Genomic DNA, 21,891 nt, shown 5'->3' with positions numbered 1-21,891 from the left:
CCGCGAATTTACCGCGGCCTGTGGATGGACGTTAACCTTAACAAATGGTTTCCATTGCAGCGGCGGGCCGCAAAGCCCACTGTCTTTGTCACCAAAGCAGGAATGCCATGCGTGCCGTTTTGACCTCTTTTCTGGCCTTGCACTGGGCAGTGGTTTTCGCCCTGCTGGCGTTCATCTGTATGGATGGAAACCGCGGCGTTGCGGGCGCTCTGGGGGTGCTCGGCGTCGTCGTGGAAAACACCCGTCTGGTCGATCTCGACAACGCTGCAGTCGTGGCGCCGCTGGCCATCGCCTTGCTGGTCGTCGCGGTGTTGTTTTGCTGGGTCTTCGTCGAGAGTTTGGTTAACGCCGCAGCGAGCCCCGACGGGGCCGACAGCGTGGCGCGGACTGCCTTTATTTCCGCATCCGCCGTCCTGTCGCTAATCCTGATCGGCGGCGCCGCGCAAGGCATCAACGGCCTGTTCATGGTTGTGGCCGTGCAACTGGCGGCACTTCTGGCCTCTTACGTCGCCATGCATACCGAGCGGAGGTCGGTTTTGGCCGTCGCAGTTTCGCGCGAGGCCGAGAGCCGCGCCACTGCGCATGCCATGGCACAAGGCGCCGCGCACGGCTCCTTGCTGTCGCGCATTTCCGGCCGGCCGGACATTGGTCCCAGGGATGGCGGTCACAGAGATGGTGGCCATAGAGGCGGCTCCAGCCGCAGGGACGGTCACTGATGCGCACGCTGTTCGCATTGTGGGCCGCCCCACTCGCTCTGTTCTGGGGCTGGTTCTTCCTGTCGCTCAACGACATCAATTTCGGCTACGTCATGCTCAGCCGGCAGCTGCACGACGTCGTGTTCCAGCTCTACGGCCAGATGCTGGGCATCGACCCGGCGATCATTCCGGGCATGGTGGCAAGAGCCTGCGTCTTTGACGGATTCCTGTTGACGGCATTGTGGGCGTTCCGGCGCCGCCGCAACATCGCCGCATGGATCAGGCGCCAGACGGGAAGTCCGGTTCCGTCCGATCGGATGAGCCAAGCGACTGGAGTCGATCTAAAGCTCCCTGCAGAATAAAGGCGGCCGCCGCCGAATCGATCTTGCCGGCGCGCTTGGCGCGCGAGAAATCCATTTCGATCAACGTCCGCTCGGCGGCGACCGTCGACAGCCGCTCGTCCCACAGCACGAAGGGCAGGTCGGTTATGCCTGCCATGTTGCGCACGAAGGCGCGCGATTTTTGCGCCCGCGGACCTTCCGACCCGTCCATGTTGATGGGAAGGCCGAGCACGAGCGCGCCGACATTGTCCTTCTGCAACTGGGCAAGCAGCGCTGCCGCATCCAGCGAAAACTTCTTGCGCAGGATCACCGGGCGCGGATGGGCGAAGGAAAGTCCGCGATCGGAAACGGCGACGCCGATCGTCTTGTCGCCGAGGTCGAGTCCGGCCAGCGTCCTGCCGCCTTCCAGGCGTGCCGGCAGATCCTCGATTGCTATGATGCCCAACGGCTTTCCCCAAAAACCAGTTTTACCGTGACAAAGCGCGTGACACGTTCTTTTGAACCGCGAGCATACTATGTCACTTTAATTTTGCTGCCGGCGTTCTATCTTCCGGCGCAACCAAAATCGAGGAAAACGATTGATGAAATTGACCTGGTACGGACATTCGGCCTTTCGCATCGAGACATCGGGCGCGACTATCCTGATCGACCCCTATCTCATCGGCAATCCGTCATGGACGGGCGGCTGGGAGGGGCCCGCGGAGGGCGTCACCCATGTGCTTTTGACCCACGGCCACAGTGACCATGTCAGCGGCGCGGCGGAGGTGCTGAAGAAGAGCGGCGCTCAATTGGTCGCCAACTACGAGATCTGCATGTACCTGGTCGGCCGGGGTGTCGATGGCAACAAGATCAACCCCGGCAATCTCGGTGGCACCGTCGATTGCGGCGCCTTCACCACCACCTTCGTCCAGGCGCTGCATTCCTCGTCCTTTGGCCTCGATGGCGGCCAGAATGTCTATCTCGGCAATCCCGGCGGGCTGGTCCTGCATTTTCCAGAGGACAAGACGCTCTACCACATGGGCGACACCGACATCTTCTCCGACATGGCGCTGATCAACGAATTACATGAGCCGAAGATCGGCATCGTGCCGGTCGGCGACCGCTTCACCATGGGCGGCGCGGTGGCGGCCCTGGCCTGCCGGCGCTTCTTCCACTTCGACACGGTCGTGCCCTGTCACTTTGGCACCTTCCCGATCATCGACCCGACAGCGGAAAAGTTCGTCGCCGGGCTGGAAGGGTCCGATGTCAAGGTGGCCTTGCCAGCAATCGGCCAAACGATCACACTATAGAGTGATCGCTTGGACGATCCCTTGCGCAAAAGGGAATGAAACCATGGGCTTGAGAAGGACTCTTTGCGTTTCGATGCTGGTTGCGGCGTCACCCGCATCGGCCGCCGAGGACTTCATCAAGGGCGTCTATCTCCAAACCCAGGAGCTTTGTGCGCAAGCAAAAAGGATACGCTGCAGACGCTGATCGACGCCGGCAATGTCATCTTGTCGGCGGACGGCCTGCAAAGCGTCGAGTACAATTGCGAGTTCGTCCAGGTCACCAAGGCGACGCGCTCGCCGAGCTGGGCGGTCACCGCCATCTGCCAGGAGCCGGGCTTTCTTTTTCCCGATGTGCTTTCGATCACGCAGATGAACGCGACGCAAATCGACATCGTCTCGGTACGCCCGACCGCCGACGAAGGCGAGCAGGCCGGCAATGGCGGCAGCTATTACCTGTGCGATGGCGTGTCCCTGCCTTAGAGCAATTCCAGGAAAAGTGTGGAGCGGTTTTCCCTCGGGAATTGCGTAAAACAAAGAGCTGAAATTTGCCGCCGGCGAGATGATGCTCCGCACACATCCGCATGCTAGCGTGACCCTATGGGGATGCTGAAACGGATGGGACTGCTACTGCAGGGAGAGCGGCCGGTGTTCAGGAAGCTCGAACTGCATGTCGCGCATGGCTGCAACCTGGCCTGCGAAAGCTGCTCGCACTATTCCAACCATGCCCATTCCGGCACGGTGTCGCTCGAGGATGCCGACCGCTGGATGGGGCTGTGGAGCCGGCGCGTCTCGGTCACCCGCTTTTCTTTGCTTGGCGGCGAACCCACCATCCATCCGCAATTGCCGCAATTTGTCGGCCTGGTGCGGCGGCATTGGCCGCGCACGCAGATCGAGATCGTCTCAAACGGCTTCTTCCTGCACCGCCACCCGACGCTGCCGGTCGTCCTTGCGGCTGACCCGGACGCCCGCGTTGTCATCTCCGTGCATCATGATTCCGAAGAGTACCGTGACCGGCTGAAACCGGTCTTGGCTTTGCTGGAACAATGGCGCCAGGAACACGGTTTCGTCGCCAGGGTGCGTCCAGCGTACAAGAACTGGACCCGGCGCTACGAAGGTTTTGGCGACACTATGCTGCCGTTCGAGGATGGCGACCCGCGCGCCAGCTGGGAGGCCTGTCCGGCTCGTCACTGCAAGCAGCTTCTCGATGGGCGCATCTGGAAATGCGCTCCCTTGGCCTATCTGCCGATGCAGAAGGCAAAATACCGGCTTTCCGACAAATGGGATGGCTATCTCGCCTATCGCCCGCTCGAACCGGATTGCTCCAACGCCGAGCTGAAAGACTTTGCCGCCCTCGAGGACGAAGCCGCGTGCGGCATGTGCCCGGCCAATGAGCGGCAGTTTGAATTGCCGCTTCCGCTGCGCCTGCCGAAGCCCCGGACCGGCACCGCTGCGCAGCCTTGAGCACGATCGATGTTGCGCGGCACGCGCCGCGCCGCTATAGCGCCATCTGGTTTTCCCAAAGGCTAAAGACATGTCCGTTGATCTGCAGACAGTGAAGCGCGTTGCGCGTCTCGCCCGCATTGCGGTGAGCGAGGAGGATGCCGAGCGCATGACCGGCGAGTTGAACGCCATTCTGGGCTTCGTCGAGCAGCTGAACGAGGTCGATGTCTCCGGCGTCGAGCCGATGACCTCGGTGACGCCGATGGAGATGAAGAAGCGCGAGGATATCGTCACCGACGGCAACAAGGCTGCCGATATCGTCGCCAACGCGCCGGCCACCGAAGAGAATTTCTTCCTCGTGCCGAAGGTCGTGGAGTAGGCGGCCGATGGCAATCGAGATCGCCATCGAAACGCCGCTGCAGGACGATGTCCGCGCTTTGGTCGAGGAGCTCAACGCGACGCTGCTCGAACTGACGCCGCCGGAGCACTGTTATCACCTGACGGTCGAGCAGATGGCCGGCGCAGACACCACCGTCTTCATCGCCCGCGACGACGGGCAGGCCATCGGCTGTGGCGCGCTGAAGCGCCATGATGCGACCGTCGGCGAGGTGAAGCGCATGTACACGCGGCCCTCGCATCGCGGCAGGAAGATCGGCGCCAAAATCGTCGAGCGGGTCGAGACGCTGGCGCGTCAAGAAGGATTGAAGCGCCTGGTGCTGGAAACCGGCGACCGCCATCCCGCGGCATGGACCGTCTACGAACGCGCCGGCTTCTCGCGCTGCGGGCCGGTGCTGGATTATCCCGATTCCGAGTGGTCGGTGTTTTACGAAAAGAGCCTTTGATGAGCGAACTGACCCATCTGACGATTTCGCAGGCCCGCGCCAAGCTGCGCGGCAAGGAGATTTCCGCCGCCGAGATCACCGAGGCCTATCTCTCGGCCATCGAGCGCGCCAATCCGGTGCTCAACGCCTACATCGTCGTCACCGGCGACAAGGCGCGCGATATGGCCAAGGCCTCAGACGCCAGGCTGGCCAAGGGCGAGGGCGGCGCGCTGGAAGGCATCCCGCTCGGCATCAAGGACCTGTTCGGCACCGAGGGGGTCCACACCCAGGCCTGCAGCCATGTGCTGGACGGCTTCAAGCCGCGCTATGAATCGACCGTCACCGCCAATCTGTGGGCCGACGGCGCCGTCATGCTCGGCAAGCTCAACATGGATGAGTTCGCCATGGGCTCGTCCAACGAGACCTCCTATTACGGTCCGGTCGTCAATCCGTGGCGGCGCTCGCGCCTCGACACGGTGGTGATGCCGACCACGCATCAGGGCGATGGCGGTTTTGTCTCGGCCGGCGGCACCAAGACCGCGCGCACGCTGGACAATGCCCAGCTGGTGCCCGGCGGCTCGTCGGGCGGCTCGGCTTCGGCCGTCTCGGCTTTCCTGTGCGCCGGCGCCACCGCCACCGACACCGGCGGCTCGATCCGCCAGCCCGCGGCCTTCACCGGCACCGTCGGCATCAAGCCGACCTATGGCCGCTGCTCGCGCTGGGGCATCGTCGCTTTCGCCTCGTCGCTCGACCAGGCCGGCCCGATCGCCCGCGACGTGCGCGACGCCGCGATCCTGTTGAAGTCGATGGCCTCGGTCGATGCCAAGGATACCACTTCGGTCGACCGTCCGGTGCCGGATTACGAGGCGGCGATCGGCAAGCCGATCAAGGGCATGAAGGTCGGCATTCCCAGGGAATACCGCGTCGACGGCATGCCGGAAGAGATCGAGGCGCTGTGGCAGAAGGGCATTGCCTGGCTGAAGGAAGCCGGCGCCGAGATCGTCGACATTTCACTGCCGCACACCAAATATGCTTTGCCGGCTTATTATATCGTTGCGCCGGCCGAAGCGTCATCCAACCTCGCCCGCTACGACGGTGTCCGCTACGGCCTGCGCGTGCCGGGCAAGGACATCGTCGACATGTATGAAAAGACCCGCGCCGCCGGTTTCGGCCGCGAGGTCAAACGGCGCATCATGATCGGTACCTATGTGCTGTCGGCCGGCTATTACGACGCCTATTATCTGCAGGCACAGAAGGTGCGCAATCTGATCAAGCGCGACTTCGAGACCGTCTTTGCCGCCGGCGTCGACGTCATCCTGACGCCGGCAACGCCGTCCGCCGCCTTTGGCATCGCAGACGAGGACATGGCCGCCGATCCGGTGAAGATGTATCTCAACGACATTTTCACGGTGACCGTGAACATGGCCGGCCTGCCGGGCATCGCGGTTCCAGCCGGCCTCGACGCCAAGGGCCTGCCGCTCGGCTTGCAGCTGATCGGCCGTCCCTTCGATGAGGAAACCCTGTTCCAGACGGCTGCCGTCATCGAGCAGGCGGCGGGAACCTTCCAGCCGGAGAAGTGGTGGTAGCATGCCGCCCCCGTCTCGCATTTCCATCGTCGAGACGGGAGACGAACTGCTGATCACAAACCCACCACGCACCTCGGATTTCAGGACAGGCTTTGTCCTGATCGGGGCCGCGATCGTAGCCTACACCGGCTATATGGGATTGAGAGACACGTCGCCCGCAACGCTCACCAGCGGCACTCTCGGCCTGCTGTCGTTCGTGGCGATCATTGCCCTGTTCACCTATTTCCTCGGCAAGGATTTCATCTGGCTGGTCTTCGGCAAGGAAACCCTGCGGCTGACCGCCGCCGCCGCTGTACGCGACATCAGGGGGTCTCCAGGAAATCATTCTTCATTGCCTTTGAAAGGGCACCTTAACGTCGAAATCCTCGATCATACCTATCCGACGGACGAAGTCGGGCTGTTGGAAGTCATCCGTTTGACCAACGCGAACGGCACCCTTGTTTTCGGCAGGGAGTTGAGCGGTGAGGAGGCGGAGGTTGTGGCGAATGCGATCCAGGATTTCATCGGCCGTCAAAAATTCATGCTGGCGATAGGTAGGTAATGTTCTTCTATCTCTCCAAGCTGATCGGCCGTCCCTTCGACGAGGAAAGCCTTTTCCAGACCGCTGCCGCAATCGAGCAGGCGGCGGGCACATTTAAGCCGGAAAAGTGGTGGTAGCTGTCTGACGTCCAGTATCGGTTCGAACTAAACTATAAGAAGATTTTCAATAGCGATTTGTGCCATCTTCGGTTGCGACCGCATCGGTCTGATTTCGACTTGGCGAGTATGGGGCAATCCGATGCATGCAAAAGCTCTGATCGCTTTGTTCGTCGCCGCAATGGCGCCGATAGCTGCGGCGGCGGCCGACGGTCCCGTAGGATTTGTTCAGCGCGAGCTGGCGCCAAGTTTGATCGAGCCACGAGACTACGAGCTGATCAGCAATGAGGACAGCATCGCCGTCGTCAGCCTCACCGCAATCGCTCCAGAGGTGAAGTATTTTGATGACAGGCTGCCTGCTCAAAGGATGAATCTGTACGTCTACCTGGTCAAGGAAGGGAATGGCTGGGCGATTTCCGGATCGGCGAACGCGATGCCGAAAACGATGCGCATGAACGTCAAGTACGGCCTGTCTCAATCAGCCGCCGAAATGGCGAGCAGTTCGTCGATGACACTTGAGAGAGCTGAATGGATCCACGCGCACATGCTGCTTGCGGCATCCACCGACGATGTCCTGATTGCCAATTTTCACGACAAGAGAAAATCCTTCGAAGAAATCCGCAACCGGGTTCGCTTTGACGACGCCAATCAGTACCCGACCATCGACCACGGATGGCCTCGCTACAAGGAGTTTCTCGACGATACTTTGATCGACTACATTGATCTAAAAAATCAAACCACCGGCAATTCGAAAGGGAGCTGCAGCGTTAAAGATTGCTTCGCACTCATCGTGATGCTTGACGCACCTCACTATGAAATCGGGTACCTTCACGTGACGCGCCCGGCGGACGTGCCACCCATATCACAAGACGGATACATCGTTGTTCGCTCCCTTGGCGACGGTTGGTATTTCTTTCGCCGCGGTTGAAAAGAAAGGGCGTTGGACCTGTTCTTCTATCTTTCCAAGATTTTCTGGTTTTTCGTCCAGCCGCTCAACCTGGCGATCTTCCTGTTGCTGGCTGGCTTGCTCGCCGCGCTGATCGGCCGGCGGCGGCTGGCGGCGACAGGCAGTGTGCTTGCCTTCCTGATTCTCGCGCTGTCGGCATGGACGTCGCTCGGCGCCATGATGCTCAATCCGCTGGAGGAGCGCTTCGCAAGGCCACCGCTGCCGCAGAAGGTCGATGGCATCGTCGTCCTCGGCGGCGGTTTCGAAGGCGCCATCAATCTGGTGCGCGGCGGCTATGAACTGAATTCCGGCGGCGACCGCATGGTTGAGACCGCAATCCTTGCCCGGCGCTTTCCGGACGCGAAGGTGGTTATCTCGGGCGGCACCGGTGAAATGTTCATCGAGGGAGAGGGCGATGCGGCCACCGCGCCGCGCCTGCTCGGCGCGCTCGGCGTGAGCGCCGATCGCCTGATGCTGGAGAACAAATCCCGCAACACCTATGAGAATGCAGTCTTCAGCAAGGCATTGGTGACGCCGAAGCCGGGCGAGACCTGGCTGCTGGTGACCTCCGCCTTCCACATGCCGCGCTCCAAGGCGCTGTTCGACAAGGCCGGCTTTCCGACGATTCCGTGGCCTGTCGACTATCGCACCTCGGGAAAGGAAGGCTTTGGCCTGTTCCGCGATAACGCGCCGGATTCGCTGCAGACCACCACCACGGCGATCCGCGAATGGATCGGTCTAGCCGCCTATTGGCTGTCGGGGCGGATCGACCAGCTTTTCCCGGGCCCGGGCGGTTGACCAATCACCGCTTGCCTGGCGGCCGAGAAGAACTGGCGGCGCACCAGCACCGCCAGAAGCAGCAGCGTTGACAAAACGAACACGACCGGGTCGACGAACCAGCCGAGATAGCCGATGGAAAAGAACACGGCGCGCAGGCCTGAGTTGAAATGCTTGCCGGCCAACATGTTCATGCGCGCCGCGCGCCACACAGCCGTTTCGCTGACCGGGTTGCGCGAGGCCTCTCCATGCGGGATCGGCACCGCGCCGATCAGGATCGTGCAGTAATTGAAGAGCCGGTAGGCCCAGCCGAATTTGAAGAAGGCGAAGGCCAGGATCAGCACCAGGCCGAAGACCTTCATCTGGAACGCCGCGCGCGACGAGGTCGCGTTCAGCGGCAGGTCGTTCAGCACGTCAAGCACCCGGTCGGAGGCGCCGAGCAGCGCAAAGCAGCCGCCGAGCGCAATCAGCGAACTGGAGGCAAAAAAGGCGGTGCCTTGCTGCAGGCCGCTCATGATGGCGGTGTCGACGATGCGGATCTCGCGCTCGGCCATGGTCCGCATCCAGGCCTCGCGCTGGACATTCATCGCCATCGTCAGCGACACCCGGCTGACAAGCTTCCCGTCGGACGCCAGCGTATGCAGCACCCATGCAAGGAGGAAGAAAGCCAGCGCCGCGAGATCAGCCGTCGACAGATGAAAGGAATCGCCCATGCAGCCCTTTTACCACAGGCAAGGCGCCCGTTTCGACGGCTGGCTCAGGCCGGCAAAGGCGCAGCCATGTGCAACGCCTCGATGACGCTGTCAGTCCTGGTGATCCATCCGAAAGCGTGTTCGAAGTTCCACAGCGTCGACTGGCGGTTGAAGTCGGGACCCGAATGGTTCATCGCGTCCTCGACCAGGATCGGCCAGAATTCCAGCATGTAGGCGTCGCGCGCGGTGGCATCGACGCAGACGTTGGTGGCGACGCCGGTGAACAGCAGATTTCGGATCTTGCGGGCGCGCAGATACGATTCCAGGCCGGTGTTGCAAAAGCCGCTGTAGCGCGATTTGCGGATGATTTGGTCGCCCGACTCGGGCGTCAACGCGTCGACGATCTGCCAATCCCAGCTGTTATCGATCAACAGTCTGCCGGCAAGCTCGGGACGCTCGCGCATCATGACCAGCTCCTTGTGATGGTTGGGGGACGATGGGTCTCCCGCATCGCTGAGATCGGACTTGTACGACATCTGCAGGTAAATAACGCTGACGCCGGCCTCGCGTGCCGCCTTGAGCAGGCGCCTGTTGGCGTCGATTGCCGGTGCGGCGCCGGATATGTCGAAGCCGGCGAGGTCGAACATGCCGCCTGTCGAGGCAAAGGCATTCTGCATGTCCACCACGACGACGGCGGTCTCGACAGGTGCGATGCGCACCGGCTGCGGCCTGGCATTCAACGTAAGCACGGTTCTCTCCCTCGGCAGACGAGAAACAAACGCTGCGGGCGCACCTCGGGGCGCGATGTTCAGAATAGCCGCGCCGTCATGGTCGAGCAATCAATGTCGCTGCCGGAGCAAACAAGGTCGGCGGGCGCAGCGCTGCGTTTGTCAAAACAGCACAAACATCATGGAAAGTCCTATATGTAGGTCTTGATCCCATTCCCGGAGACGGCGCAGCGTGTTCCTTTCGGTTTTCGACCTGTTCAAGATCGGCATCGGGCCGTCGAGTTCGCACACGATGGGGCCGATGACGGCGGCGCGGCGGTTTCTCGACGAGATCGCCGGCGATGACTGGCCACGCCCGGCCGGCGTCAAGGTCGATCGGATCGGCGCCAGCCTGCACGGCTCGCTCGCCTATACCGGCATCGGCCATGGCTCGGACCGCGCTGTTGTTCTCGGCCTTGCCGGCCTGATACCGCAGACAGTCGACCCCGATCAGGCCGATACCATCGCCACGCGCATCGCCGCCGAGAAGCGGATTTCGCCGCCCGGCCATCCCTCTTATCGCTTCGATCCGGCGACGGATCTGGTGCTCGACAGGAAGACGCCGCTCACCGGCCACGCCAATGGCATGGTGTTTTACGCCTACGATGCCGGCGACCGGCTGCTGCTCAAGCGCATTTATTATTCGATTGGCGGCGGCTTCGTGGTCTCGGAAGAAGAGCTGCAGCGGATGAAGGTGAAGGGCTCGGTGACGACCGAGGGCAAAAAGGTGCCTTATCCCTTCAAGAATGCCGTCGAGATGCTGAAGATGGCCGGCAAGAGCGGCCTGTCGATTGCCGACATGAAGCGCGTCAACGAAGAGGCGCATATGTCGCGCGAGGAGCTCGACAGCGGCCTCGACGCCATCTGGGGCGCCATGAAGGGCTGCATCGACCGTGGCCTGTCGCAGGACGGCATCATGCCCGGCGGGCTGAAGGTGCGCCGCCGCGCCCGCATGCTGCACGACAAGCTGCAGGAGCAGTGGCAGCAGAACAAGCCAAACCCGTTGCTCGCCAATGACTGGCTGTCGATCTACGCCATGGCGGTGAACGAAGAAAACGCCGCGGGCGGTCGCGTCGTCACCGCACCGACCAATGGCGCGGCGGGCACGCTGCCGGCCGTACTGCGCTACTGGCTGCATTTCCACCCCGAGGCCGATCAGCCGAGCATCCGCGACTTCCTGCTGACCGCCGCCGCCGTCGGCGGCATCATCAAGACCAACGCCTCGATCTCCGGCGCCGAGGTCGGCTGCCAGGGCGAGGTCGGCTCGGCCTCGGCGATGGCGGCTGCAGGCCTCTGTGCGGTCATGGGCGGCACGCCCGAGCAGGTCGAGAATGCCGCCGAGATCGCGCTCGAACACCATCTCGGCATGACCTGCGATCCCGTCGGCGGCCTGGTTCAGGTGCCTTGCATCGAGCGCAATGCGCTCGGCGCCGTCAAGGCAGTGACCGCCGCCTCGCTCGCCATCAAGGGCGACGGCGTCCATTTCGTGCCCCTCGACGCCGCGATCGAAACCATGCGCCAGACCGGCCTCGACATGAACGAGAAGTACAAGGAAACCAGCCTTGGCGGCCTCGCCGTCAATGTCGTGGAATGTTGAACACTCAACGCCGCTGGCACTGTGGAGAAGTCGGGCAGAGCCGTTGACGCAGCCGCACGCCGGACTAAACCTTAAGCGATGGCACTCAATCTCCTAAAACTCTGCGTCGGTTGCGACAGCGTCGAGGATCTCGAAGAGTGGATCGCCTTCCGTCTCGATGAGCGGCGCCGCGCCGGCGAACCGGCCGAACACTGGCACACGACCCGCATGGTGCCGACACGTGGCGCCGAGGTCACCGATGGCGGCTCGCTCTATTGGGTGATCAAGGGTAGCGTCCAGTGCCGCCAGCTGATCACTGATATCAGGCCCTTCACCGACGATGAAGGCATCGGCCGTTGCCGTTTGATGCTCGACCTGGAGGTCGTGCGCACCGACTGGCAGCCGCGCCGCGCCTTCCAGGGCTGGCGCTACCTGAAACCGTCGGATGCGCCGGCCGACATCGGCAAGGGCAAGGCCGGAATGGTCGAGATGCCGCCGAAATTGAAGCGCGAGCTCGCCGATCTCGGTCTGCTCTAGCGCCTGGGGCCGCGCGGTGCCATCGCTGGCCCTTTATCTTGTCCGAGACTGGACTTGCAAGCAGCCCGGCAACGCCACATCTTGCTTCTTATGAGCGACAAGAAGCAGCCAGTGCCCGCAAAGGCCAGTTCTGCGCCGGTCAAGCCTCAATCCAATGCCGGCGAGATCGACGCCTTTATCCGCCGGTCGCGGTCGCTTGCCGCGTCCGCGACCGGCTCCGGGCGGCTGATCCTGGCGCTCGACGCGACGATGAGCCGCCAGCCGACCTGGGATCTCGCCACCAAGCTGCAAGGCGAAATGTTCGATGCCGTCGGCAAGGCCGGAACCCTCAGCGTCCAACTTGCCTATTTTCGCGGGCTGGGCGAATGCCGGTCATCGGCCTTCGTTGCCGACACCGATGCCTTGAAGACGTTGATGACGCGCATCGTGTGCCGCAGCGGCACCACCCAAATCGGCAAGGTCCTCACCCATGCGCTGAAGGAGACGGCGAAGGCGAAGGTCAATGCGCTGGTCTATATCGGCGACGCCATGGAAGAGAATATCGACGACCTAGCGCAGAAGGCCGGCAGCCTAGGCCTGCACGGCGTTCCCGTCTTCGTCTTCCAGGAGGGTCATGATTCCGGCGCAGAAAAGGCGTTCAAGGAGATCGCGCGGCTGTCCAAAGGGGCCTGGTTCCGGTTCGACCGGCGGGCTGCCGCGACCCTGGCCGGACTGCTTTCAGCCGTCGCCGTCTATGCGACCGGCGGATTGAAGGCGCTCGAGGCAAGGGACCGGCCGGGAGACCGGCTGTTGATCGAGCATCTGCGGGGCGGCGGGAATTGATGGGCGCAATCATTGCACTTGTTGCACTGTTTCTGGTGCTGCTTGGCGCGGCGACGATCTTCGTCCGCGCCGATGCGCAAAAACTGGCTAGCGGCATGCGCACGCTCGGCCCGATCCTTCTGGCGCTGTTTGGCCTCGCCGTGCTGGTTGTCGGCCGCGAAGGCATTGCCGGCCTCATCCTGGCCGCGGCCCTTGCCTGGTATGGTTCGGTGCGGATGAAGCGGCCCACGGTCAGGCCGGCGCCCGGCAAGCGCTCAACGGTGCGCACAGCGGCGCTGGAGATGGAACTTGATCACGATACGGGCGGGCTTGAAGGCCTGGTTCTGGCGGGCCGCCATGAAGGCAAGATGTTGGGCGCGATGGGCCTGCCCGAACTGCAGCAGCTTTACCGCGAGCTCCCCGGCGATCCGGAGAGCCGTCAGTTGCTAGAGACGTATCTTGACGGCCGTTTTCCCGTCTGGCGCAAAGACGCTGAGACGAACGGTGGCGAAGGGCTGGGTGTTGCGCCAGGTGCGGGCGCCATGACTAAGGAGGAGGCCTACAAGGTCCTTGGTCTTGAAGCGGGGGCCGCCGCGGCGGATGTCCGCAAGGCGCACCGCCGCCTGATGCAGCGCCTGCACCCCGACATCGGCGGCACGTCTTTCCTGGCGGCGCGGATCAACGAAGCCAAGGACGTCTTGCTCTCCAATCACAACTAGTCTCCTTCGACGCAGTAAATTTCCGGGAGATGGTCCTCGACGCCGCCTACTGTTGGACGGCGTAGCAGGTAATTTTCTTCTTCTTCAAAGCATTGCAGGCATTCCAGGCCGCATCCTTCGAACCGAAACCGCCGAAGCGGGCGCGGTAATAGGTCTCGCCATCCTTGTCGAAAGCGACCGTAAAACCGGAGGCAGATGCAAGGATCTTCGGCGCCTGCTTGGCGGTCTTGTCGAGGAAAGCCTGGGCTTCGGACTGTTTGGGCGAAGACGCCACCTGAACCGCCCAACCGGACGGCACCGAGGCGGTGTTGACCGGATCGACCGCCGGAGGCGATGCTGGCGTGGGCTCGGCGTAGGCCGCGACCATTTGTGCCGTTTCGACCTTGGGCGCCGTCACGATGACGGTCTTGACCTTCCTGGTCTTGACGACGGGAGCGGGTTCTTCGACCGCGGCTACCGTCTGTTCGTCGGCAGACTGCTCGTCAGCAGATGTCGGATCGTCATTGGACGCCACGGCATCGTCTTCCACCATCGGCTTGTCGTCGGGCGTCGGCGCGTCATGCTTGGGCAAGAAAGCCTTGGCCAGCGCCTTGATCGGATTGTCGCCACCGGCCTTGGCGATCAGGGCGCCGCCGCCGCGGGTCGATGCCCGCGGCATGTAGGCGTTGATCAGCCCGGCCATTTGGTTGTCGCGGCTGCGGCCCGAGGTCCCGCCCATGACGACTGCAACGAGGCGGCGGTTGCCGTCCGAAACCGACGAGACGAGGTTGAAGCCGGAGGCGCGGGTATAGCCGGTCTTGATGCCGTCGACGCCCTTGATGCGGCCGAGCAGGCGGTTGTGGCCGTTGATGCGCTGCCGCCCATACAGAAAAGAGCGCTGCGAGAAATAGCCGTAATACTGCGGGTAATGTTCCCGGAGCGCGATGCCGAGCATCGCCATGTCGTGGGCGGTGGTGAACTGGCCGGGATCGGGCAGGCCGTTGGCATTGCGAAACACGGTGCCGTCCATGCCGAGCTGCCGCGCCTTGGCCGTCATCATGCGGGCGAAATTGCTCTCGCTGCCGCCGAGCAGTTCGCCGAGCGCGGTCGCCGAATCATTGGCCGACTTGGTCACCATCGACAGGATGGCGGTCTCGACCGATACCGCTCCGCCGGCCTTGACGCCGAGCTTGGTCGGGGGCTCGGCCGCCGCTTTTGCCGAAAACGGCACCGGCGTGTTCTTGCTGATTCGACCCTTCGCCATGGCTTCGAAGGTCAGATAGAGCGTCATCATCTTGGTTAGCGACGCCGGGTAGCGCCGGCCATTGGCATCGGACGAATAGAGCACCTTGCCGGTCTTGGCGTCGACGACGATCGCCGACGACCTGGCGGCCATCGACGATGCGGCATCCGCAACGACAAATGACATCGCCAAGGCGAGGATCATGATCGTTTTGAGGGAAGATGCGGATTTTGAACCGAAGACCGACAACGCCTGACGCACTGATAGTTCCTTTGAAACTCATTGCCCTGGAGGCGGCAAAGGGATCCGACCTCACTTGCCGTCAAACTATCGCGGCCTGCGTTACCAATCCGTTTATGGTAACCGGCGCGTTCACCATTTTCCTCGGGCTTGAGGCTTTCTTTATTCGAATTTTAGTCGTTGCCGACGCAGCGCGGCCCCGACGCCGCGGAAATCTTGACTTTTGTGCAGCGCACAATATACTCTCCTGCATTGCACAACCGCGCTCAGGCAGGGGCGCTTTAAAAACGCCAAGGGAAACGTGAAATGACCCAGACCTATGAGGACTTCTCGAAATACGGCAAAGAGTTTGCCGACACCGGATTGAAGAGCTTCGCTTCGCTCTCCAAGGGCGCTCATGCGATCGCCACCGAAGCTGGCGAGTACACCAAGAAGAGCTTCGAAGCCGGCAGCGCCGCTGTCGAAAAGCTGATCTCCGCCAAGTCGCTGGAAAAGGCGATCGAGATCCAGTCCGACTTCGCCAAGCAGAGCTATGAGAGCTTTATTGCCGAGGCGACCAAGTTCGGCGATCTCTATGCCGAGCTCGCCAAGGAGGCCTACAAGCCCTTCGAATCGATTGTCGCCAAAGCGAAGTAATTCGCTCCAAAATACCAGGCACGGCCTTTCGGGCTTGCAAAACAGACCCGGTCGCGGATGCGCGGCCGGGTTTTTTCATGCCGGTTTCAATTCCGGGGCTTTGGCGGTTCACGATTTTGAAAATCGCCTCGGTTTGCCCACCTAGCCATATTGTCAGCTAACAAGAAGGGCTTAAAATCGTCCATCGAACACCTACATGTCGAACTCGCATGGGGATTCGAAAGAGGCAGGATTACGTGACGATCGGTTTGACTGCCACGGCAAGCGTGGTGCGGATGCAAAGTGACGGCGACGGCAATGAGGCCGGTCGCGGCACGGCCGTCATTACGCGCACGAAAACCAAGACCAAGAAGCCCAGCCTTTATCGGGTCCTTATCCTCAACGACGACTACACGCCCATGGAGTTCGTGGTTCACGTCCTGGAGCGTTTTTTCCAAAAGGACCGCGAAGCCGCCACACGCATCATGCTTCATGTTCACAATCATGGAGTGGGCGAGTGCGGGGTCTATACATTCGAGGTGGCCGAGACCAAAGTGTCCCAGGTCATGGATTTCGCCCGACAGAATCAGCATCCGCTGCAATGCGTGATGGAGAAGAAGTGAGGTAACATGCCGGCTTTCTCCCAAGGCCTGGAAAAGGCGCTTCACCAGGCGCTGACGCTCGCCAATGAGCGGCACCATGAATATGCAACCCTTGAACATCTGCTGCTCGCGCTCATCGACGACACCGAGGCGGCCGCCGTCATGCGCGCCTGCAACGTCGATCTCGACGAGCTGAAGCACACTGTCCTCACCTATATCGACACCGAGCTCGACAACCTCGTCACCGGTTACGATGAGGATTCCAAGCCGACCGCCGGCTTCCAGCGCGTCATCCAGCGCGCCGTGATCCATGTGCAGTCATCCGGCCGCGAGGAAGTGTCCGGCGCCAACGTGCTCGTCGCCATCTTTGCCGAGCGCGAGAGCCATGCCGCCTATTTCCTGCAGGAACAGCAGATGACCCGCTACGACGCGGTCAATTACATCTCGCATGGCATCGCCAAGCGCCCCGGCGCTTCGGAGACGCGCTCGCCGCGCGGCGCCGATGACGAGCAGGGCGGCCAGAACGGCGCCGAGCCGCAGGAGGAAGGCGGCAAGAAGAAGCAGCAGCAGGATGCGCTGACCGCTTATTGCGTCAACCTCAACAACAAGGCCAAGGCCGGCAAGATCGATCCGCTGATCGGCCGCGAGACCGAGATCAACCGCACCATCCAGGTGCTGTGCCGCCGCTCCAAGAACAACCCGCTCTATGTCGGCGACCCCGGCGTCGGCAAGACGGCAATCGCCGAAGGTCTGGCCAAGCGCATCGTCGAAGGCGATGTGCCGGAAGTGCTGCAGGACGCCACCATCTTCGCGCTCGACATGGGCACGCTTTTGGCCGGCACCCGCTATCGCGGCGATTTCGAAGAGCGGCTGAAGCAGGTCGTCAAGGAGCTCGAGGATTATCCGGGCGCCGTGCTGTTCATCGACGAGATCCACACCGTGATCGGTGCCGGCGCTACCTCGGGCGGCGCCATGGATGCGTCGAACCTGTTGAAGCCGGCGCTGTCTTCTGGTGCGATCCGTTGCATCGGCTCGACCACCTACAAGGAGTTCCGCCAGTTCTTCGAGAAGGACCGCGCTCTGGTGCGGCGCTTCCAGAAGATCGACGTCAACGAGCCGACCATCGAGGACGCCATCGAGATCATGAAGGGCCTCAAGCCCTATTATGAGGAGTTCCACAAGGTGAAGTTCACCAACGAGGCGATCAAGGCCTCGGTGGAACTGTCGGCGCGCTACATCAATGACCGCAAGCTGCCGGACAAGGCGATCGACGTGATCGACGAGACCGGCGCCTCGCAGATGCTGGTGCCGGAGGCCAAGCGCAAAAAGACGATCGGCATCAAGGAGATCGAAGCCACGATCGCCACCATGGCCCGCATCCCGCCGAAGACGGTTTCGGCCGACGACGAGAAGGTGCTGCAGGGTCTCGATATCGAGCTGAAGCGCGTCGTCTACGGTCAGGATACCGCGATCACCGCGCTGACCTCGGCGATCAAGTTGGCGCGTGCCGGCCTGCGCGAACCGGAAAAGCCGATCGGCTCTTACCTGTTCTCGGGTCCGACCGGCGTCGGCAAGACCGAAGTGGCCAAGCAGTTGGCTGCCTCGCTCGGCGTCGAACTGATCCGCTTCGACATGTCGGAATATATGGAACGCCACACCGTTTCGCGGCTGATCGGCGCGCCTCCCGGCTATGTCGGCTTCGACCAAGGCGGCCTGTTGACCGACGGCGTCGACCAGCATCCGCACTGCGTGCTGCTGCTCGACGAGGTGGAGAAGGCGCATCCCGACCTGTTCAACATCCTGTTGCAGGTAATGGACCACGGCAAGCTGACCGACCACAACGGCAAGCAGATCGACTTCCGCAACGTCATCCTGATCATGACCACCAATGCGGGCGCATCCGATGCGCAGCGCGCGGCGATCGGTTTCGGGTCGACCAAGCGCGAAGGCGACGATGTCGAGGCGATCAACCGGCTGTTCACGCCGGAATTCCGCAACCGTCTCGATGCGATCATCCCGTTCGGCTCGCTGCCGGTGCCGGTCATCCATCAGGTGGTGCAGAAGTTCGTCATGCAGCTCGAGGCCCAGCTCTCCGAGCGTGGTGTCACCTTCGACCTGTCGCCGGACGCGATCGCCTGGCTCGCCGACAAGGGTTACGACGAGCGCATGGGTGCGCGGCCGCTCGGCCGGGTCATCCAGGAGCACATCAAGAAGCCGTTGGCCGACGAGGTGCTGTTCGGCAAGCTCAAGAAGGGCGGCACGGTGCGCGTCACCGTCGAGAAGAAGGAAACCGGCGAAACCGGCCTGAAGCTCGAATCGCTGGCCGACGAAGCCCCGGTGAAACCGAAGCAGGAGCCGGAAGAGGCGCCGAAAGCCCGCAAGGCGGTGGCCAAGAAGCCCGTCGCCAAGAAGGCGGTGGCGCAAAAGCCCAAGGGCAAGGACGAGCCTGAGCCTAAGGGCAAGGACGGCGGCAAGCGCAGCCTGGTGCCGCAACTGCCACGCAAGGGCTAAAAAGTTCGCCGATGAAAAGGCCCCGGTGACGGGGCCTTTTTTCATGGCTGGCCGTTTGCCGAAACAGCGCCCCTGCGTTCAGGTCGGATGCTGTCAGGTCAGGCGGCGACGCCGTCGGCTGCGAAGCGGGCCAGGAAATGACCGCACGCCTTCCAGATGGCAATCGAGATCAGCACGCTCGCATAGCCGTCGACAGCATAGTGCCAGCCAAGGACAACCGAGCCGACCATGATGATTGCGGCGAATGCCCACATCAACAGGCCAACCAACGGTGAGCGGCGTGCTGCGTAAAGAGCGAAAAGCACCGCCATCGCCACATGCATGGACGGAAAGGCGGATATGCCGATACTGCCTGGGGTCGCGCCGATGTAGCCGCTCCACAACATGTCCTGCGTGCTCAGCGCCCAGATCGGATAGATGCGATCGGCAGCAGCGAGCGCTTGCACCAGGGGATGGTAGTCGCTGCCCAGCCCCAGTCGCTCGTAAAAGCACGGCCCTGCCGAAGACAGGCCCATCGCCAGGAAGAACCCCCCAAGTATCCATACGAGCATGAAGCTCATCAGGAACTGGTGGCGCAGCTTCGTGTCCTTGCGCGTGATGCAAGCGATGAAGACCGAGGCGATAAGGACGACGAACCAGGAATTGTAAGCCAGGTTGAACAGTCTTACGGCGAGCGGCGACTGGACGATAAACCACAGCCATTCATGGGGAGCTCGACCGAAATGCAGCGCCCGGTCGGCCTGAGCCAATGCGTGGTCCCATGCGAATGGCGAAAGGATCGCGACCGCGCCTTTCAACACACCGAAAGCGGATATGAGCGCAATGCTCGCAGCCAGACCATTGAGGCTGTTGGCGTTGCGCTCGGCGTCGCCGAAGAAGCCACCCATCGATCTCAGAAAAGTGCCGAGCGGTTCAGTATCCCGCTTGATGAGCGCAAGGTGAAAAAAACTGCCGAGCGCGAAGGCACAGCCGCCTATCCAGAAAGCGAAGAGAAGGTATAGGGCGTAGTCTTCCAGCGCGCTGAAATCCGGCATGTTTCCGGTGCGCAGGCCGACCGCGGCTGCCAAGAGCAAGGCAGCGATGGCCATCACATGCAGCAGCCGGTGTCGCCGGTATGCGTCCGCCAAGATGCTCAGAAAGACCCGCCCGGCACCTGCTTTTGCCAACGGTTCTGATGTCGCAACCGAATTTCCCACGATTTTTGAAAACCCAAACGCACCACGGTACGGCAAGTTACCACGGCGTGGTTTGATACTTTCCTAACCGACGCGGTGGAATTTGCCTAAGCGCATCGTCTTGATGCAACCAAGCCTCAACCGTTCAGCACTGCCCGGATCTTGGCCGCGTTCTCAGCCAGCACTTCGGGCTTCTCCATCTGTCCCGTATGCGGCTTGAGCGCGATGCCTTCGAACCGCGGGATGACATGGACATGCAGGTGATAGACGGTCTGGCCAGAGGCCGGTTCGTTGAACTGCAGGACGGTGACGCCGTCGGCGCCGAATGCTTTTTTGACCGCCAGCGCCACCTGCTTAACGACCGTGAACAGCGGGCCGAGCGTGGACGGATCGGCATCGAGCAGATTGCGCGACGGCGCCTTCGGCACAACCAGCGTGTGCCCGAGCCCCTGCGGCATCACATCCATGAAGGCAACCACCGCGTCATCCTCGTAGACGCGGTGCGAGGGGATTTCGCCGCGCAGGATCTTTGCGAAGATATTGCTGGGGTCGTAGCTGGCTTCAGCCATGGCGGTGCTCCGGAATTGTGCCTCCCGGTGTAGCGAAGCCTCCCCAAACCGGCAAGTCAGTCAGGTGAGATCGGCGAGACCGGATCGAATGGCACCCGGGACGACAGACCGCTACTCTTCCAGATCCTTGCGGAAAGGCGTGTGCTCTTCCAGAATTTCGCCCATTCGCTCGACCTCGCGCCGCTCACGGCGGAGATAATCTGCCACCGCGTTGCGCAGGCCGGGATGCGCAATGTAATGCGCCGAATGCATGGTCACGGGACGGTAGCCGCGGGCCAGCTTGTGCTCACCCTGTGCACCCGCCTCAACCACCTTCAGCTTGCGCTCAATGGCGAAGTCGATGGCCTGATGGTAGCAGACCTCGAAATGCAGGAAGGGGTGGTCCTCGATGCAGCCCCAATTGCGCCCGTAGAGCGCATCGGAGCCGATGAAGTTGATGGCGCCGGCGATATAGCGGCCATTGCGTTTGGCCATCACCAGCAGGATGTCATCGGCCATCCGCTCGCCGATCAGCGAGAAGAACTTGCGGTTGAGATAGGGCCGGCCCCATTTGCGGCTGCCGGTGTCCATGTAGAAGGCAAAGAAATCGTCCCAGGCCTTTTCGGTCAGGTCCTTGCCGGTCAGCCAGTCGATCGAGATGTCGTTGGCGAGCGCTTCGCGGCGCTCCTTCTTCATCGCCTTGCGCTTGCGCGATGCCAGCGTGGCAAGGAAATCATCATAGGTCGAAAAGCCCTCGTTGAAGAAATGGAACTGCTGGTCGGTGCGATGCAGGAAACCGGATGCTTCGAGGATGGCGACGTCGCTTTCCTGCGCGAAGGTGACGTGCGCTGAGGACACACCGAGCTTTTCCGTCACCGCCTTCAGGCCCGCCGCGAGACCGGCCTTCACAGTCGCGCTATCCTCGCCCCTGCTGACCAGCAGGCGAGGGCCGGTGACAGGGGAGAACGGCACGGCGCACTGCAATTTTGGATAGTAGCGGCCGCCGGCGCGCTCGAATGCATCCGACCAGCCATGGTCGAAGACATATTCGCCCTGGCTGTGCGATTTGAGATAGCAAGGCATCGCGCCCAGCAATCTGCCTTGCGCATTTTCCAGCCTGAGGTGATGGCCCTGCCAACCGGTGCGCCGCACGGCGCAGCCGGAATCCTCAAGCGCGCCCAGAAAAGCGTATGAAATCAGAGGGTTATAGCCGTTTTCTATGCAACCGCGCGTGGTGCCGGCAAATCCGTTCCACTCATCGCAGGTGAAGGCATTAATTCCGGCGGCGATGCGGATGGAAAACTCCGCATTCGCCGTTTGTCCATCGCCTTCGTCACCCTGATCCATGAGACTTATTTAAGCTCTGTGCGGGCCGC

General features: G+C 62.0%; 24 protein-coding genes and 1 pseudogene. 18 read left to right on the top strand and 7 right to left on the bottom strand.

Annotation, left to right across the window (positions count from 1 at the left end; genetic code table 11):
• The first annotated feature begins 107 nt into the window (after nt 1–107).
• Nucleotides 108–716, top strand: a complete 609-nt coding sequence (locus AC1DXM_RS08355) for a hypothetical protein (RefSeq protein WP_477232947.1) — start codon at nt 108–110, stop codon at nt 714–716.
• Entirely contained in the window at nt 716–1,057 is a 342-nt protein-coding gene (locus tag AC1DXM_RS08350; protein WP_477232631.1) for a DUF6105 family protein, read from the top strand. Before AC1DXM_RS08355 ends, AC1DXM_RS08350 begins: the two co-directional genes overlap by 1 nt.
• On the opposite strand, the gene ruvX is transcribed toward AC1DXM_RS08350, so the two are convergent.
• Complete coding sequence (gene ruvX, locus AC1DXM_RS08345) at nt 975–1,481, bottom strand: Holliday junction resolvase RuvX (protein WP_477232630.1); 507 nt, start codon at nt 1,479–1,481, stop codon at nt 975–977. The genes AC1DXM_RS08350 and ruvX overlap by 83 nt on opposite strands.
• 136 nt (nt 1,482–1,617) lie before the next feature.
• Between ruvX and AC1DXM_RS08340 the strand changes: the two genes are divergently transcribed.
• The 9 genes and pseudogenes from AC1DXM_RS08340 to AC1DXM_RS08300 all read left to right on the top strand — a co-directional run bounded on the left by AC1DXM_RS08340 (nt 1,618) and on the right by AC1DXM_RS08300 (nt 8,531).
• A complete protein-coding gene (locus tag AC1DXM_RS08340; protein ID WP_477232629.1) occupies nt 1,618–2,325 on the top strand; it encodes a metal-dependent hydrolase in 708 nt (235 codons plus the stop codon).
• A 43-nt stretch (nt 2,326–2,368) separates the two neighbouring features.
• Nucleotides 2,369–2,784: pseudogene (locus AC1DXM_RS08335) on the top strand (hypothetical protein).
• Between the two features lie 135 nt (nt 2,785–2,919).
• Entirely contained in the window at nt 2,920–3,765 is an 846-nt protein-coding gene (locus AC1DXM_RS08330; protein WP_477232628.1) for a radical SAM protein, read from the top strand.
• 70 nt (nt 3,766–3,835) lie between these two features.
• Complete coding sequence (gatC, locus tag AC1DXM_RS08325) at nt 3,836–4,123, top strand: Asp-tRNA(Asn)/Glu-tRNA(Gln) amidotransferase subunit GatC (RefSeq protein ID WP_112561613.1); 288 nt, start codon at nt 3,836–3,838, stop codon at nt 4,121–4,123.
• Nucleotides 4,124–4,130: 7 nt separating this feature from the next.
• Nucleotides 4,131–4,586 (top strand): GNAT family N-acetyltransferase, encoded by a 456-nt coding sequence (locus AC1DXM_RS08320; protein WP_477232627.1) that lies wholly within the window; start codon nt 4,131–4,133, stop codon nt 4,584–4,586.
• Nucleotides 4,586–6,151 carry an amidase gene (locus AC1DXM_RS08315; RefSeq protein ID WP_477232626.1) on the top strand — a complete coding sequence of 522 codons (1,566 nt, stop codon included), beginning with the start codon at nt 4,586–4,588 and terminating at the stop codon, nt 6,149–6,151. Before AC1DXM_RS08320 ends, AC1DXM_RS08315 begins: the two co-directional genes overlap by 1 nt.
• A 1-nt stretch (nt 6,152) precedes the next feature.
• Entirely contained in the window at nt 6,153–6,692 is a 540-nt protein-coding gene (locus AC1DXM_RS08310) for a hypothetical protein (RefSeq protein WP_477232625.1), read from the top strand.
• A 237-nt stretch (nt 6,693–6,929) separates the two neighbouring features.
• Complete coding sequence (locus tag AC1DXM_RS08305) at nt 6,930–7,715, top strand: hypothetical protein (RefSeq protein ID WP_477232624.1); 786 nt, start codon at nt 6,930–6,932, stop codon at nt 7,713–7,715.
• Nucleotides 7,716–7,733: 18 nt separating this feature from the next.
• Nucleotides 7,734–8,531 carry a YdcF family protein gene (locus AC1DXM_RS08300; protein ID WP_477232946.1) on the top strand — a complete coding sequence of 266 codons (798 nt, stop codon included), beginning with the start codon at nt 7,734–7,736 and terminating at the stop codon, nt 8,529–8,531.
• On the opposite strand, the gene AC1DXM_RS08295 is transcribed toward AC1DXM_RS08300, so the two are convergent.
• Both AC1DXM_RS08295 and AC1DXM_RS08290 read right to left on the bottom strand, forming a co-directional pair.
• The gene (locus AC1DXM_RS08295; protein ID WP_477232623.1) at nt 8,480–9,223 is read right to left on the bottom strand and encodes a DUF599 domain-containing protein; all 744 of its coding nucleotides are present in this window, start codon (nt 9,221–9,223) and stop codon (nt 8,480–8,482) included. The genes AC1DXM_RS08300 and AC1DXM_RS08295 overlap by 52 nt on opposite strands.
• Before the next feature lie 44 nt (nt 9,224–9,267).
• Nucleotides 9,268–9,951 carry a cysteine hydrolase family protein gene (locus AC1DXM_RS08290; protein WP_477232622.1) on the bottom strand — a complete coding sequence of 228 codons (684 nt, stop codon included), beginning with the start codon at nt 9,949–9,951 and terminating at the stop codon, nt 9,268–9,270.
• A 211-nt stretch (nt 9,952–10,162) separates the two neighbouring features.
• Between AC1DXM_RS08290 and AC1DXM_RS08285 the strand changes: the two genes are divergently transcribed.
• From AC1DXM_RS08285 to AC1DXM_RS08270, 4 genes are all read left to right on the top strand, one after another.
• A complete protein-coding gene (locus tag AC1DXM_RS08285) occupies nt 10,163–11,566 on the top strand; it encodes an L-serine ammonia-lyase (protein WP_477232621.1) in 1,404 nt (467 codons plus the stop codon).
• A gap of 78 nt (nt 11,567–11,644) precedes the next feature.
• On the top strand, nt 11,645–12,082 hold the full coding sequence (locus AC1DXM_RS08280) for a DUF1489 family protein (protein ID WP_477232620.1): 438 nt from the start codon (nt 11,645–11,647) through the stop codon (nt 12,080–12,082).
• A 90-nt stretch (nt 12,083–12,172) separates the two neighbouring features.
• Complete coding sequence (locus AC1DXM_RS08275) at nt 12,173–12,904, top strand: VWA domain-containing protein (RefSeq protein WP_477232619.1); 732 nt, start codon at nt 12,173–12,175, stop codon at nt 12,902–12,904.
• Nucleotides 12,904–13,602 (top strand): DnaJ domain-containing protein, encoded by a 699-nt coding sequence (locus tag AC1DXM_RS08270; RefSeq protein WP_477232618.1) that lies wholly within the window; start codon nt 12,904–12,906, stop codon nt 13,600–13,602. Before AC1DXM_RS08275 ends, AC1DXM_RS08270 begins: the two co-directional genes overlap by 1 nt.
• A gap of 46 nt (nt 13,603–13,648) precedes the next feature.
• On the opposite strand, the gene AC1DXM_RS08265 is transcribed toward AC1DXM_RS08270, so the two are convergent.
• Nucleotides 13,649–15,028 carry an SPOR domain-containing protein gene (locus tag AC1DXM_RS08265; protein WP_477232617.1) on the bottom strand — a complete coding sequence of 460 codons (1,380 nt, stop codon included), beginning with the start codon at nt 15,026–15,028 and terminating at the stop codon, nt 13,649–13,651.
• Between the two features lie 342 nt (nt 15,029–15,370).
• Between AC1DXM_RS08265 and AC1DXM_RS08260 the strand changes: the two genes are divergently transcribed.
• From AC1DXM_RS08260 to clpA, 3 genes are all read left to right on the top strand, one after another.
• Nucleotides 15,371–15,700 carry a phasin family protein gene (locus AC1DXM_RS08260; RefSeq protein ID WP_477232616.1) on the top strand — a complete coding sequence of 110 codons (330 nt, stop codon included), beginning with the start codon at nt 15,371–15,373 and terminating at the stop codon, nt 15,698–15,700.
• A 275-nt stretch (nt 15,701–15,975) separates the two neighbouring features.
• Nucleotides 15,976–16,302 carry an ATP-dependent Clp protease adapter ClpS gene (gene clpS / locus AC1DXM_RS08255; RefSeq protein ID WP_023671012.1) on the top strand — a complete coding sequence of 109 codons (327 nt, stop codon included), beginning with the start codon at nt 15,976–15,978 and terminating at the stop codon, nt 16,300–16,302.
• 6 nt (nt 16,303–16,308) lie between these two features.
• The gene (gene clpA, locus AC1DXM_RS08250; RefSeq protein ID WP_477232615.1) at nt 16,309–18,792 is read left to right on the top strand and encodes an ATP-dependent Clp protease ATP-binding subunit ClpA; all 2,484 of its coding nucleotides are present in this window, start codon (nt 16,309–16,311) and stop codon (nt 18,790–18,792) included.
• Nucleotides 18,793–18,890: 98 nt separating this feature from the next.
• On the opposite strand, the gene AC1DXM_RS08245 is transcribed toward clpA, so the two are convergent.
• From AC1DXM_RS08245 to AC1DXM_RS08235, 3 genes are all read right to left on the bottom strand, one after another.
• Nucleotides 18,891–19,880: a phosphatase PAP2 family protein gene (locus AC1DXM_RS08245; RefSeq protein ID WP_477232614.1), complete on the bottom strand. Its 990-nt coding sequence runs from the start codon at nt 19,878–19,880 to the stop codon at nt 18,891–18,893.
• Nucleotides 19,881–20,104: 224 nt separating this feature from the next.
• Nucleotides 20,105–20,536, bottom strand: a complete 432-nt coding sequence (locus tag AC1DXM_RS08240) for an HIT family protein (protein WP_192253854.1) — start codon at nt 20,534–20,536, stop codon at nt 20,105–20,107.
• A gap of 111 nt (nt 20,537–20,647) precedes the next feature.
• Entirely contained in the window at nt 20,648–21,862 is a 1,215-nt protein-coding gene (locus tag AC1DXM_RS08235; protein WP_477232613.1) for a GNAT family N-acetyltransferase, read from the bottom strand.
• Nucleotides 21,863–21,891 lie beyond the last annotated feature (29 nt).

The organism is Mesorhizobium sp. P3_A2 (assembly GCF_056403115.1).
Note: the sequence above shows the minus strand (reverse complement) of the source record. Positions and strands in the feature narration are given on the sequence as shown.